The following is a 15,433-nucleotide window of genomic DNA, read 5'->3' as shown; positions in this document are numbered from 1 at the left end:
TTTATCTTTCACATATGATAACGATTTTTTTCAAACAAAAGATAAGATCTATCATCATTTTTGCACAATCAATACATGATTCAATACTTAAGTTAGATAGTTAGATAGTTAGATAGTTAGATAGTTAGATAGTTAGATAGTTAGATAGTTAGATAGTTAGATAGTTAGATAGTTAGATAGTTAGATAGTTAGATAGTTAGATAGTTAGATAGTTAGAAGTATGGCAAATACAAAATTTGCCATACTGTCTTTAATGAATTTACACACTAAATTTTAATCTTAGTTATAACCATTCGGATTTTGTTTTTGCCAGTTCCAACTATCCTTCAACATATCTTCTAAACCATATTGAGGCTGCCAATCTAACTCTGCCACAGCACGGGCATTATCAGCAAATGAAGTTGCAACATCACCTTCTCGACGAGGTACGTATTCAAATGGAATCTCAACTCCATTCACTTTTTCAAAAGTATCTCGAATCTGTTTTACTGAAATCCCATTGCCTGTACCAATATTCCAAGCGCGGCATCCTTGCGTTTTTAAACGATGATTCAAAGCGCATAAATGTGCATTGGCCAAATCGACCACATGAATATAATCACGCACACCTGTACCATCTACCGTGTCATAATCATTGCCAAAAATTGACAACTTATCACGACGGCCGACTGCCACCTGTGTGACATAAGGCATCAAATTATTGGGTATCCCTTGTGGGTCTTCACCAATTTGACCACTTTGATGTGCCCCTACTGGGTTAAAATAACGCAGCAAAGCGATTGACCAACGCTCATCTGCAGCTGCTAATTTTTCTAGTAATTGCTCAACAATCAGTTTGGTATAGCCATAGTTATTGCTTGGCATACCTGTAGGCATAGTTTCATTCAAGGGTGAAATATTGGCTTCATCATAAACTGTTGCAGATGAACTAAAGACCAACTTAAAAACTTGAGCACGCTCCATCGCTTTAACTAAGCTAATAGAACCCGAGATATTATTTTCAAAATATTTTAGTGGCTCTTTTTGGCTTTCACCCACAGCTTTTAAGCCTGCAAAGTGAATCACTGCATTAATAGAATGATGCTGAAAAATTTGATCTAAAATTTGCTGATCGAGAATATCACCTTCAACAAAATCTAATTTTTTAGCTGCCAACGCTTGAACACGTGCTAAAGATTCGACAGAACTGTTGGACAAATTATCCAGTACAACAACCTCATGCCCTGCGCTCAAAAGTTGAATACAAGTATGTGAACCAATATAACCTGCACCACCTGTTACTAAAATTTTAGCCATTTGTTTTTCCTAATAATATGTGTAGTAAGCCTTGCGTTGAGCCATCTAAATCCGAAATATCCTTTCGATCACCATTTAATATTGGAAGTAGCTGATTGGCAATTTCTTTGCCTTTCTCTACACCCCATTGATCAAACGGGTTAATGTTCCAAAGCACGGACTGTACAAAAACTTTATGTTCATACATTGCGATCAACATGCCCAAACTATATGGATTTAGCTCTTGCAATAAAATGGTTGAACTTGGTTGATTACCTTCATATTGTTTATATTCCGGCAAATCTTGTACTTCTTGTTGATTTAAAGCTTGATTACCAAATGCCAGTAAGCGCGATTGAGCCAAACAATTGGATAAGGCCAAATGATGCTGTTCCAGTGGATGAGCAGCATCTAGAAAGATGTTACACCAATACACTTGATGCCCACATTCCGCCAAGAGTGCAGACATCACGCCTGCATAGAGGGTTTTTCCAAGGACTGCGACTTTCAAAATGTATTCCTGTTGTATAGGTTGATGCTGTTTATTTCATGGGGTTACTCTCTTTATTCAAGAGATTAGGAAAGATTTTTACATTTTATCCTTTCTTACATTAGATATCTTTCATAAATCAAGAAATCATCGTTATATTCATATTTAAATGGATATTGAAATTTCCTTCTCTTGCGCCATATATGGCTCACCTTTCTCAAAAGGGGAAGTTCGCACAAGCAAGGGCTTTGTTATGAACGTTCCTCCCTGAGCAAGAATTTAAGCACTGCTTTAAATTCTTGCGTAAGAAGGCAGGCGAGGAGGGATTTTCTACTTTTCCCCTTAATCACCTTTAAGATTCAATCTTTAACTCTTGAATCAAGGCTTTAAAATCATCGCTTAATTTTGGATGATCAAGTCCATAATGCAACACTGCTTTTAAGTAACCCAACTTGCTGCCACAGTCAAAAGTCTGACCTTGCATACGGTAAGCTTCCACCACACTATTTTGCTGCAACATGGCAATGGCATCGGTCAATTGAATTTCATTGCCTGCCCCTTTAGAGGTTTTTTCCAGCAAAGTCATAATTTCTGCAGGCAAGACATAACGCCCCACTACCGATAAATTAGAAGGTGCCGTGCCTATTGCAGGTTTTTCAACAATGTCCTGCATCACGATACTTTCACCTTCTGCTGGTGCTGCGGCTACATTGAAAATACCGTATTGATCGACCAGATGATCTGGCACTGCTTCAACCATAATCTGTGCGGCATGGCTTTGCTCAAAACGCTGAATCATACACGCCAAGTCATTTTGTGCAGCATCATCTTTAACCAATACATCGGGTAACAGCACTGCAAAGGCGTCATTCCCCACTACAGATTTAGCACATAAAACTGCATACCCTAAGCCTAAAGGTGTGGCTGACGTACACTCACGACACTGACATGCGCAGGTAAAATTTCGGTAATTTCTTTGAGCAAATCCAGTTTTTGTTTTTGTGCTAATGTAGTTTCTAGCTCAAAGTTACGGTCAAAGTAGTTTTCAATGGAGGCTTTAGAAGAATGGGGCACCAAAATAATTTGCTCAATCCCTGCTGCAACTGCCTCACGTACTACATATTCAATGGCAGGACGATCGACCACGGTGACCATTTCTTTGAGAATGGCTTTACTGGCAGGCAGAAAACGGGTGCCTAAACCTGCAACGGGTAAAATAGCTTTTTTAATTATGATCTACTTCACACCTTTCCTATTTCTTTGCGCCCGAAAGCATCTTTACCCTCATCCCAGCCTTCTCCCAAAGGGAGAAGGAGTTTTTCAATATTAATTTAATAAGTTGATATCGATTATTTTTCATTCATGGATAAAGTCTATTGCTACTTGAGTCTAGTTCACCTTAATTTCTGTACCACTGATATAACCATCCACATAGTGTTCAAGCTGCGCCAAAGCCCAGTCAATATCGCTTTGAATTGCAGTTAAGTCATGCATACGCTCAAATACCAACAGCAATTCATCCAACGGATACATCTTTTCAAAAGAACGTAAAATACGACTGTGCTGGGTAATTTCGGTATTGTCTGAATCAATCAACAATTCTTCGTAGAGTTTTTCGCCTGGGCGTAAGCCTGAATATTGAATTTCAATATCACCTTCCTGACTGCCTGATTCTCGTACTTTTAAACCACTCAGTGCAATCATTTGACGGGCCAAGTCCTGAATGCGTACAGGTTCCCCCATATCTAACAGGAATACATCGCCCCCCTGACCCAAAGCGCCCGCCTGAATTACCAATTGTGAGGCTTCTGGAATGGTCATAAAGTAACGGGTTACTTCAGGATGAGTTACGGTAATTGGCCCACCTTTGGCAATTTGCTGTTTAAACAACGGCACCACCGAACCCGAAGAACCCAAAACATTCCCAAAGCGGACAATGCTGATTTGGGTCTGATCTTGCGCTTCCGCCATGGCTTGACAATACAACTCTGCCATACGTTTAGACGCCCCCATGACATTGGTCGGACGCACGGCTTTATCGGTAGAAATAAGCACAAAGGTTTCTACTCCTGTTTTGACTGCTGCATTTAAGCTAAATGCCGTCCCAATCGCGTTATTTTTCAAACCTGCCAATGGGTTACATTCTACCAAGGGCACGTGTTTGTAGGCAGCCGCATGGTACACGGTTTGAATTGCATACTGTTCCATCACCCTTTCTAGTTTGGCCTGATCAAGCACTGACCCTAAAATCGGGATAATCGTGACATCGCTATTTAAGCGTAATTCTTTGTCAATGCTATACAACGCAAATTCGGTCAGTTCATAAATCACCAAGGCTTTGGGTTTATTTTTGACAATTTGGCGACACAGTTCAGAACCAATGGAACCACCCGCGCCTGTGACCAAGACTATTTTGTTTTGAATATTTTTAGCCAACAGTTCGGGTACTGGCGGCACAGGGTCACGCCCGAGCAAGTCAATAATATCGACTTCCTGAATATCCGATACGCGAATTTCACCATCGACCAGTTTGGTCAGTCCTGGAATTTCGGTAATTTTAATATGTGCAGGTTCTAAAAATTTGACGATCTCGCTTTTACGCATGCGCCCGACAGAAGGCAACGCAATCAAAATTTCATCAATATGCTTTTTCGGCATGACTTTTAATGCTGTTTCTGCATCATAGACTTTTAAACGCCCCAATTGCTGCCCAGTGAGTGATGGATCATCATCAATAAACAACACAGGTAAGTGTTCATCTGAACTACATAAAGCCGCCGCAATTTGCTGCCCTGCATTGCCCGCGCCATAAATCGCGATGCGTTTTTTTTGTACATCGGCCTGTAAATAAGAACGCACGATAAAGCGAATAAAACCACGGCTAAACCAGACCCAAGCGAACATGAGAAAGCCAAACATGAGTGGAATAGACGTGGGAATAAAGGCATCGGTAAAATATGCCAACGCATACAACCCTGCCACAGTCAAAGCAGTACCCAACCCCAGCTTGAACATAAACAGTTCGCTATAGGTGCGCACAATAAAACGATACACCCCAAAAACAAACAACGATGCAACTGCAATCACACTTGCCCATACCGAACCAAAAGCCAAGTTGGGCACCACTTCTGCGCCTAAATCAAACTGGCGGATGGCATAACATAGCCAAAGCAAGACAGGAAATACACAAAAGTCCAGCACCATTAAAAATGCAAGTTTGACTAAGCGGGGGGATTCTACAGCAGGTTCGATAATGGATTTCATAAATATACAATTATTAATATTTGAATTTTAAAACACCGTATTACTTTAATGCAGAATACAGGTTCCAACCTCTAAAAATGAATGTGCGGCGATAGTTTGACCACCTGCAACTTTTACCCCCACGCTTAAATGGGCAAATTGCTCAATGACCACATCATGATCTAATAATGTACCAATATTTAAAATTACACCATCGTTGATCACAGTTTTACGACTAATTACACACCCTGCCATCACACTCACCCCTAGACCGATGTTAGCTGTTGGACTCACAACTGTTTTAGGATGAATCACCGAAGTCAATTCTATACCCAAGGCTCGCAAGGTCTGTTGCCATTGCTGCCGTAATGTATTATTGCCTACCGCCACAATCGCTTGAAGCTGAGTATTCTGCAACTGATTTAAATTGGCAATATTTGTCACAATGTTATATTCCGCCACATGCTGTGTTGCAGGCCAACGGTCATCGGCAAACATAATCTCTTGCCATTGTCCACTCAGTTCTGCAGCGTCTGCAACAGCTAAACCGTATCCACCTGCACCTAGAATTAACAAGCTGGGTTTATTAAGCATCGGGATGACCTGCCTTGAATTTTATAGCCACAATTAACAATGGTATATAGGCAATCAGTACTGCCAATTCAGGGTACGCCCATGCTTGTGTAACCGTTATATAAGCGATAGGAAATAACCACAATAGGTTAATCGCAGCAACCGCCAACGTCACGAGGGTATGACTCTCGCATTTACGCGATAAAATTTGATAGCTATGGCTTCGATGTGCATCATACATTTTATAGCCACTCAACACGCGTTTAATGAGGGTATATGTTGCATCGACCACAAATACACCTAGACAAATGATCCACGCACAAAACAGGGCTAAATTTTCTTTGAGGGCGATGAGCGCCAAAATACCCAAAGTGAGGCCGAGAAATCCGCTACAGGCATCGCCCATGAAAATTTTAGCCTTGGGAAAGTTCCACAGTAAAAAGCCAAATACACAGGCTGCCAATAACCAAAGTATGTCTGAGTTTAATGTGGTATTGAGTACATAATACAAAATGGCCATACTAACGACAGTAGTAATGGCTTCGACACTGGCAATGCCGTTAATTCCATCCATAAAGTTGTATAGATTGAGCAACCATACCAAAAATAACACTGCAATAATATTGGCGAGAAAGCCAAGTTGCAGACCATTAAAAGCTGTAACTTCGCTAAAGCCACCCAAGCTGATCACCACGCCAATGGCCACCAAGAAATGTACGGCTAAACGCAGCATGGAGTTAATATGTCCATGGTCATCTAAAAAACCAAGTAAAGCGATAACAAAACCTGCAGCCATAAGGGTTAAACCTATATGTACTGTCAGCTGCTGGCTATACATTAAAATAATCAAAGCCAATAAGTAGCTACATACGACCGCAACACCGCCACCTCGCGGCGTAGGTACACTGTGAGAACTACGTTCATTGGGATTGTCTATAATATTTTTCTTTAGGGCGTAATGCCGCATATAACCTGTGAATAGTAATGTCAGTATAAAAAATACGATGCTCAGTGCAAAAATTGACATACGTGAATTACTCTTTCATTTTTAAATAGTTTCGGCCTGCTTGTAGCATGGCTTGCTGGGTAGTAAGAGGGGCTGTCCAACCCAACAACTTCTGAGCTTTGGTCGTATCGACTTCTAGTGACTCAAATAACTGCTCATAGAGTTTAGATTTGCCAATACATGCTGCTCCTAATTTTATAAGCGGTTGTGGGAGATAAATAAAACGTGCTGGTTTTCCCACGCCCTGCTTTAAGTATTGCACCAGCTCACGTGTAGAAATACGACTTTGATCTGCTACTAGAAATGTTTGATTGGCTGCATTTGGATGTTCAATACAGGTTTGAATAAAGTCTACCAAATTTTCAAGTGCAACAAAGCTACGTTTATTTTTTGTGCCTGCAAAAGGCAAAGGCAGATTGGTTGCAACCAATTTAAGCAGTCGAGCAAAGTTACCCGGAGCATGGGCTGCATAAACCAAGGGTGGGCGAATAATAACTAATTCTGTGTCTGACCCGGCAAATAGTTTTTTAAGTTCTTGTTCGGCTTCGAGTTTAGAAACCGCATAATCTGCATGAGGTTGGGGCAGGGCATCTTCTGTAAATGGCTGCTGCAATGTCACTGCACCATTTACACCAATAGAACTCATAAATATGAAGCGTTTAACTTTTTTGTCTAAAGCCTGACGCGCTAATTGCAAAGTGCCTTCCACATTTACTTTACGGAATTCGCTCAATGGGTCTGTTGTTTGTTCATTTAGAATATGAGCGCGACCTGCTAAATGAATAATGACGTCTATATTGGCAGGTAAGTCTGCTGCAAAAATATTAGCAGCAACAAGTTGTTGGATATTTGCAGAAAGTACATGATTCTGAGTGCGGACTAAAGCAATCGTGTCATACACACTACTCACTCGTTCAGTCAGAGCTGTACCTACAAATCCTGTTGCACCTGTGATTAAAACTCTCATTATTTTAAAGACCGCTTTGATAATACTTGAGTATAGACATCCAATGTTTTATGCAACATTGTGTTAAAATTAAATTGTGTTTCATACAAATGACGACTGTTATCACCTAATTGTAGACGCAAATTTTTATCCACAATTAGTTCTTGAAGTGACTGAACTAAAATATCAATATCCCCTTTAGGAATAAGATATCCATTTTTAGAACTAACACTTTCCTTTACCCCTCCCACATCAGAAGCAATAATAGGTAAAGATGTACTCATTGCCTCCAATATAGTCAAAGGAAAGCCTTCATAATTTGAAATTAATACAAAAATGTCAGCCAGATTCAGAAACTCTTTTACTTTAAAACTTTGACCATGAAAAATGATTTTTGAATTAAGATTTTCATGGGTAGCCAATTCTTGACATTTTTTAAGATTTGGCCCATCACCTAAAAAATCAATTTTCCAATCTAAATTTTTTGGCAATTTAGATAAAGCTTCTATAAGGAAATATTGATCTTTAGGATCTTCAAATCTAGCAACCATAATCAAATTAACAACAGAGTTATTTTCTTTATGTACAAATATTCGATCTGAATTCGCGATATCTGGCACCCCATTATGAATAGTTGTAACTAGATCTGGTGTACCAACCTTATATTTAAAACCATGTTGTCTATCATATTCTGAAACAGTAATAATATGATCTGAAAATTTAGTTAGGAAATTTTCTAATTTAGAATATATTTTTTGTCTTCTAGGGCTAACACCATCTGTAAAAGCCCACCCATGAGCTGTAAAAACCACAGGCAAACCTAATGTCTTAGCAGCTAAACGTCCTAACAAACCAGCTTTGCTTGAATGACAATGCACAATATCAGGCTTTATTTTGCTCAAATACTTTCTTATTTCTAAAAAGCCCAATAAGTCATGGGTAGGAGAAATTTCTCTTTTTAAATGCTTTAAAGAACTAAATTTTATATTGTTTTTTTCTAATTCTGTAGTAAAAGCACCCTTACCACCAACTAAAATATGTACATTATGCTTTTTTTGAACAATCCCTTTTGCTAAATCTAAAAGATGTACACTCGCACCTCCTAATACATCTGATCTAGTAATAATATAAACAATATTCATAGTATATTAACCTTTAGACTAATTTAAGTTTATCTAAATTAGAATAGAACTCAGAAGACAAGTCATTATTGACAGCAATAGATCTAGATTTCAAAATATAATCAAAGCCAAAAAAATTAACTAAAATAATCAATCTCAGAATTTTAATATATTCTAAAGAAGCATTAAATATAGATAAAAATGGATTAACTTTAATAAATTTTAAATAACTTTTAGCACTAAATTGATAGCTACTTAAAATTTTACTATAATTGTTTGATATATACTCATCATAAACATATCCAACAAAATCAAGTTGAGCGTATTTACGTCCTAACATAATTCTGCGCAGAAAATCTGTGTCCTGACCTAATTTAAAATTAACATCATAAACATTATTACCAACAATATTAGCTCTAAACATACTACTAGCATGAGGTATTGGTACTTTGCGAGGTTTATCAAAGCTATATATCTTATTATTACCTATTCCTCTAACAGCAACACAATCATTATCCTTTTGGATGATCATCCCACAAGAGACGATATCAACATCTATATTTTTTTTAAAAAAATCGACCTGTTTTTCTAATTTATCATGATAATACCAGTCATCTGCATCTAGCATAGCATATAACTCACCATTGCATTTTTGCATTGCAAACTTTCGTGCTAAGCCTCGACCTTTATTAGTTTCAAATGAATACAATTTTATTCGGCTATCTTTAAAACCTTTAATAATTTCTACCGTATTATCAGTAGAACCATCATTAATAATAATACACTCCCAATTAGTGTAAGTTTGATATAATAAAGATCTGATTGCTTTAGCAATTGTCATTTCTGCGTTATAGGCAGGAATCATAATCGAAACAAGAGGATTTTTCATATTATACCTTATTTAAGACTTGAATCATTCCTTGAGTATTTTTCTCAGGATGAAAATAGTTTTCACTGAATAAAAATGCATTAGATACAATATTTTGGTACAAATCTTCATCTTCTATTAATTTTTTTAAGTTACCAAAAAGTTGCTCTGAATCATCTATATCAAATAACATGCCTGTTTTATTATGCGTAATAGCTTCAGGAATACCACCTACAGGAGTAGCACAGACAGGAACCTTATGTATCATTGCTTCTATTACTGACCGAGGAAAACCTTCCGTATGACTAGGTAAAACAACAATATGACATTGAACAATATCTTCAATTAGATTATCACGCCATCCTATAAAATGAACATTATTTTCCAATTGATATTTAGTAATTAAATCATTTAAATATTTTAAATAGCTATCATCAAATCCCGTAGCAATTACACCTGGGATTAATAAATCTACTTCTATATTTTGCTGCTTTAACTTATTAACAGCTTCAATAGCTATATGTTGGCCCTTTTCTTCTGTCAATCGAGCAGCAGCTAAAATAAGTTTAATCTTTTTATATTTTGCTAAACTAGTACTTTTATTAGGCAATGAGAATCTTTCCAACTCGATGCAGTTGGGTATGAAACTTAAATGCTGATGTGGTACACCAGCATTTTTTAAATTTTCTATAGCTACCTTCGAATGAGCTACAACGTGGGATGTATCATTTACAAGAGAATTGACAAATCTTTTTGGCAATTGTTCTGGTATACCTTCTCCACGAAAATAGAGAATAATTTTGAAATTTATGATTTTTTGTATAATTTTCAGAAAAAATAAAGATTTCTCATTATTAACAATGATAATTTTCGGTTTTTTCTTACTTATAATTTTTCTTAAATTTACTAAAATATTAATATATGTAAAAGATTGAGAAAGTATAGATAATATTCTTCGGATGGGTTTTCCATTATATCCAATCGTCATTTTTTTATATTTTTTTAATAGAATATGATGATCTAAATTATATTCTTTAGCTTTATTTGAATATTCTGTGCAGTTACCATATACATCAATAACTCCTACTTGATATCCAGCATCTTTTAAACGTGACATTAGGTATAAACTACCTTGAGGTGCACCTCCAAAATTTACAGTAAAGTCAAAAAAATATACTCGCATATTACCTACCTAAAACTTATTTTCTTTTTATCAAAAAAGTAAATAAGTGTTAATGGAAAAAAGATGAATAAAATATTATTAAAAAAACTACTATAGAAGCTACCTAAATTCAACATAAAAACCAATGAAAGATTTATAGATAGATAGGTAAAAACATATTTATACCCAATAAACCTTACACTTTTACTTAGCCTCTCAAAATAAAGAGCAATTGCCATAAAGATAGGAGAATATAAAAAAAGTCCAATATAACCAAAATGAAACAATCCACTTATGCTCAACGGAACAATCTGATCAGCCCAAGACTTATGCCCATAAATCATCTCATTGAATTTAACATTTGTTTTATAATCTTCTAATGCAAATTTAGATAAAACAGGGATATTCTGTATAGTATCGTTCACTATATATAGTACATTATTATTAATATATAGATAATCGTATGCATCTAAACCAATAGCAATATTACCAAATCCTGAAAAGTAAGCATTAATTGATCTAGCTGTCAATACAGCATCACTAGTCGCTTCATTTCCATATCTTGAAAACTTTGCTAGAGTAGCAGTTAAAAGAATAAAAAATACTACAGGTAATGAAAAATATATAACTTTATTTACTTCTTTTTTATCCATGAAAGAGCTGAGCATTGCAAACATAACAGCCATATTTAGCAAAATACTAAAACGGCTAACACCCAATATAAATAAACCAGAAAAAATAATTAATATTCCATAAAGCCATTTTTTCAAATCATAACTTATTATTTTTGAATTAAAAATCTTACTAAAACAATAAAGCAACAATAAAACCTTAAAAAGATTGAATAATAAAATTCCGACAATATTGTAAGACAACTCCTCCCCTTCCGTTATATACTTATCAACAAAACTATCTAAATTCCATATAGCATTAACCTTAACCAATGCTCCACTTAAATAAATAAAAGAAAAAATTAACACCAATAAAATTGGAATAAAATATAAACCTTTAAAAAAATATGGTTTAAAATCTGATGTTGAATTAATATTTTTTTGAAAAGAAAAAAATAAAAAAATAAGATAAACAAAAAATAATTCAAAAATCATAATAAATATAGCTATATTTATTTTTTTAGATTGAATCCCTATAATATCGGGATCTACTAAAAATAGAACAGGTAAAATTAAGTATCTAACAACCCCTTGAGCTAAAAAAATCTTAAAAACAAAACTATCACTAAATTTTCTATTCAAATTTAAAAATATTAAATTCAAAAATAAAAAAGATATAGGCAGTAACTCTAAGTAATATTCAGAAGGATAAAATAGTGTAAATGATATTGATACTATACTTAGTACTAACAATATAACTGTCATTTTCATTAACTATTAAACCCCTAAAACATTAAATATAAAAAATGATAGAAAAACCTAAGATTTTTCTATCATTTGAGAAATAGTCCATGCTTGTGCATCAAACTTTTCATTATGCCAATTTAAATTATCATCCCAATAGCCTGGGCATTTATCATATGCTTCCATAGCATATCCATAACTTATTTCTACAACTAATGGTGAACCATCTTTGTCAATTACAAAATCAAAAGCTACAGAACTACATTGAAGTTTTTTATTAATGTGAAAAGCGAGCTCAACAATATTTACATCTATCTGTAAATGATCATATACTATATTACCACTCCCAGATGCTCTAAAATCATTATCTCTGACCATTCGTTTAATTGCAAAAGCTTTATCACCTACAACAATTACACGAATATCACTATTATTATTTGGAATAAATTCTTGAAAATAAATATAACCACGTTCTAGATATTGCTCATTTCCAAATTTAGTACCGATAAATAATCTAATTAAACCTTTAATAATCCCGAATAAGCCTTCTTGACCTGATTTAAATTTTCTAAACTTTTCTTTTAAATTTTCATATCGGTCAAATTGAGCAAAGCCTTTACCAAAAGCTTTATTAATTAGTCTTATAGCTTCATTTTTATTCTTAGCTAGTCTTACATTTGATGACCCAGCACCTCCTTTAAGTTTAAAAACTTTAGGATAATCTGTATTATTTGCCCATTCTAAAGCTTTCTCTTTATCATAAAATACATAGCTTGGTACTAAAGGGGCGTTAATTGCTTCTAATAAATACTTTTGCGCAACTTTATCATCGAAGTGCCATCCGGTTCTGAAGTCTGGAAAAACTTTAATTCCAGCATGTTCTAGAGCAAATAATATTCTTTTAGCCGTTAGCACATCTTTATATTGCGCATGATGATGATGCCACAAAAAAGCATCACAATCTGCAAGCTGCTCAATAATATTATTATCAAAAGCATTTACAAGTTTAAATTCTATAGCATTTTTTTCACAATAATTTATCCAACGTTCAGAAAAACTACCTGATCTATGATGTATGGCAATTTTCATTTACTTAAATCTCTCCGTTGAATACATTTAGCTTTATACATAATAGACAAACCTAAAATAGCTCTAGTTAATGTAATTGTAATAGCTGCACCTAAAAACCCATAGAAATAGATTAATGGAAAACAAGCTAGAAAACCGATAATCGAACTGCTTATAGTAATATTTCTTAATAGTCTTTCATAACCATGAATAATTAAATAATTAAGACCATATGTATTACTCAGAGTAAGAAATATTAAAGAGCAGGCCATAATTTGTAAAACCAATATTGATTCATAAAATTCTGGTGTAAAGAAAAACTTGATAATATATGGCGCTAATATAATTAAAAAAACAGTGCTAAAAACTGTCACTATAATATTTATTTTTTCATATACATGATGTTGATTTGATTTTCGAGATAATAGAGGAAAAAAAACACGAGAAATGATCCCAATGAATTGTTGGACAATTCCTGCAAACTTAGTTCCCGCATCTAACAATCCATTAGCTACACTTCCACCCCAAAAACCAAGTAATATGGAAGAAAAACTATTATAAAAATTTGGCACAATATTATTAATAAAAACATCTTTACTATTTTTAATAGTCTGAAACACTTTATTAAAATTAGGTTTTAAAACCTTAACTTTAAATTTAAAAACAATTAAATAGAAAGAAATAACACCAACTAAAATAGATCCTAAACTTAAAAATAGAGGCTGTAAAATAAAATCAGATTTTTCTTTAACAAAGATAAAAATACAAAATGTAAATACTAATTTAGAGATTAAATCAAAAATTGTAATAAACTTCATTCTTTCAATTGCTTGAAAGAACCAATCTGCAAATAAAATTTTTGCCGGTACGAGCATAAATGTTATAAATAATAATATTTGATTTTCTTTTAAATAAGGAATAAACTCAGTAAGAATAAAAAGTATAATAAAAGAAACTAATGCAAGTAAGCTTTTAGCCCATAATACATTAGAAAAAATTTCTGAAACTTTTTCTAAACTATCTCTATTACGAGCTACATCACGGGTCGCAGTATAACTAAATCCCCAATCAGTAATAGTCTGAAACCAGACTACTACTGCCGCTGCAAAAGCAATCTTCCCAAAACCATCCACACCAATGACTTTTGCTAAATAAGGAATAGTAAGCAATGGAAAAATGTAACCTGTTATTTGCATTATCATTAGATAACCAAAGTTACGGGCTAAAGCTTTACTATCTTTATTGGCACTGAAACGATTTTTAAGTGCCTTAATTTTACCTAACATCATTTACTTACTAAAATTAATATACCAAGGCATTGCTTGGTCTATCCCTTGTGCAATGACAAATTTTGGCGCATAACCTAGTAAACTTTTGATTTTTTCTACACTTGCTTGTGAATGGCGTACATCACCCGCACGGAAATCACGATAAACTGGCTGCTTTTCATAAATCACACCATTTTCATTTAATGCAGCTTTAATGGCATTAAATAAATCATTTAAAGTGGTACGGTCACCTACTGCAACATTATAAACCTGATTTTTAGCTTCATCTTGTGCTGTTGCAGCTAAAATATTGGCTTGTACCGTATTTTCAATAAAACAGAAATCACGACTGGTTTCACCGTCTCCATTAATAAAGACATCATCACCCGCAATCATGGCTGCGGTCCATTTTGGAATGACTGCAGCATAGGCACCATTTGGGTCCTGACGCTTGCCGAAGACATTGAAGTAACGCAAACCAATGGTTTTAAAGCCATAAGTACGAGCAAAAACATCGGCATACAGCTCATTGACATATTTGGTCACAGCATATGGTGACAATGGATTGCCAATATTTTCTTCGACTTTTGGCAATGCCGGATGGTCACCATACGTTGAACTACTGGCTGCATAAGTAAAGCTTGCAACTTTCGCATCACGCGCAGCGGTGAGCATATTTAAAAAACCGCTAATATTAGCTGCATTGGTGGTAATCGGGTCAGCAATGGAACGAGGTACAGAACCTAAAGCAGCTTGGTGCAATACATAATCCACGCCTGCACATGCCATCTGGCAGTCTTCAAAATTACGGATATCCCCTTCATGAAACTTGAAGTTTACCCATTGTTCAGGTGTCACCAAACTCTGCACTTCATCCAGATTATATTGATGACCTGTAGCAAAATTATCTAATCCCACAACTTTTTGATCGAGTTTCAATAAGGTTTCTAATAGGTTTGAGCCAATAAAGCCAGCCACTCCCGTCACCAGCCATGTTTTTGGCTGAGTCTTAAGTTGTTCACAAATATTCTTATATTGGCTCATCATTATTACTCTAT

Annotated in this window: 12 protein-coding genes and 2 pseudogenes; all 14 read right to left on the bottom strand. The window is 35.0% G+C overall.

Going from position 1 to position 15,433, the window contains the following annotated elements:
* Positions 1-279 precede the first annotated feature (279 nt).
* Positions 280-1,296 (bottom strand): UDP-glucose 4-epimerase GalE, encoded by a 1,017-nt coding sequence (gene galE, locus FTU16_RS10520; protein WP_180157296.1) that lies wholly within the window; start codon positions 1,294-1,296, stop codon positions 280-282.
* Positions 1,289-1,672 (bottom strand): annotated as a pseudogene (locus FTU16_RS10515) (glucose-6-phosphate isomerase); the annotation flags it as partial. The gene galE and the pseudogene FTU16_RS10515, both read right to left, overlap by 8 nt.
* Before the next feature lie 445 nt (positions 1,673-2,117).
* Positions 2,118-2,998, bottom strand: a pseudogene (locus tag FTU16_RS10510) (UTP--glucose-1-phosphate uridylyltransferase).
* A gap of 156 nt (positions 2,999-3,154) precedes the next feature.
* Positions 3,155-5,029, bottom strand: coding sequence for a nucleoside-diphosphate sugar epimerase/dehydratase (locus FTU16_RS10505; protein ID WP_180157298.1), 1,875 nt, complete (start codon positions 5,027-5,029; stop codon positions 3,155-3,157).
* 45 nt (positions 5,030-5,074) lie between these two features.
* A complete protein-coding gene (locus tag FTU16_RS10500) occupies positions 5,075-5,602 on the bottom strand; it encodes an acetyltransferase (protein WP_180157300.1) in 528 nt (175 codons plus the stop codon).
* A complete protein-coding gene (locus FTU16_RS10495) occupies positions 5,595-6,608 on the bottom strand; it encodes a glycosyltransferase family 4 protein (RefSeq protein WP_180107684.1) in 1,014 nt (337 codons plus the stop codon). The genes FTU16_RS10500 and FTU16_RS10495 overlap by 8 nt, the downstream gene beginning before the upstream one ends.
* 7 nt (positions 6,609-6,615) lie before the next feature.
* Positions 6,616-7,554 (bottom strand): NAD-dependent epimerase/dehydratase family protein, encoded by a 939-nt coding sequence (locus tag FTU16_RS10490; protein ID WP_180157304.1) that lies wholly within the window; start codon positions 7,552-7,554, stop codon positions 6,616-6,618.
* Positions 7,554-8,675, bottom strand: a complete 1,122-nt coding sequence (locus tag FTU16_RS10485) for a glycosyltransferase family 4 protein (RefSeq protein WP_180157306.1) — start codon at positions 8,673-8,675, stop codon at positions 7,554-7,556. The genes FTU16_RS10490 and FTU16_RS10485 overlap by 1 nt, the downstream gene beginning before the upstream one ends.
* Positions 8,676-8,688: 13 nt before the next feature.
* A complete protein-coding gene (locus FTU16_RS10480; RefSeq protein ID WP_180157309.1) occupies positions 8,689-9,543 on the bottom strand; it encodes a glycosyltransferase family 2 protein in 855 nt (284 codons plus the stop codon).
* A gap of 1 nt (position 9,544) precedes the next feature.
* On the bottom strand, positions 9,545-10,705 hold the full coding sequence (locus tag FTU16_RS10475) for a glycosyltransferase family 4 protein (RefSeq protein ID WP_180157311.1): 1,161 nt from the start codon (positions 10,703-10,705) through the stop codon (positions 9,545-9,547).
* Between the two features lie 5 nt (positions 10,706-10,710).
* On the bottom strand, positions 10,711-12,066 hold the full coding sequence (locus FTU16_RS10470) for an O-antigen polymerase (protein WP_180157313.1): 1,356 nt from the start codon (positions 12,064-12,066) through the stop codon (positions 10,711-10,713).
* 48 nt (positions 12,067-12,114) lie between these two features.
* On the bottom strand, positions 12,115-13,128 hold the full coding sequence (locus FTU16_RS10465) for a RimK family alpha-L-glutamate ligase (protein ID WP_180157315.1): 1,014 nt from the start codon (positions 13,126-13,128) through the stop codon (positions 12,115-12,117).
* The gene (locus FTU16_RS10460; RefSeq protein WP_257227113.1) at positions 13,125-14,396 is read right to left on the bottom strand and encodes a flippase; all 1,272 of its coding nucleotides are present in this window, start codon (positions 14,394-14,396) and stop codon (positions 13,125-13,127) included. Before FTU16_RS10460 ends, FTU16_RS10465 begins: the two co-directional genes overlap by 4 nt.
* Complete coding sequence (locus tag FTU16_RS10455; RefSeq protein ID WP_180163210.1) at positions 14,397-15,419, bottom strand: NAD-dependent epimerase/dehydratase family protein; 1,023 nt, start codon at positions 15,417-15,419, stop codon at positions 14,397-14,399.
* Positions 15,420-15,433 lie beyond the last annotated feature (14 nt).

It is taken from the genome of Acinetobacter sp. YH12069, assembly GCF_013419675.1.
In the GTDB taxonomy this organism is placed as follows: Bacteria; Pseudomonadota; Gammaproteobacteria; order Pseudomonadales; family Moraxellaceae; genus Acinetobacter; species Acinetobacter amyesii.
The sequence above is the reverse complement of the archived record's forward strand: the minus strand, read 5'-3'. Positions and strand labels throughout refer to the sequence as shown.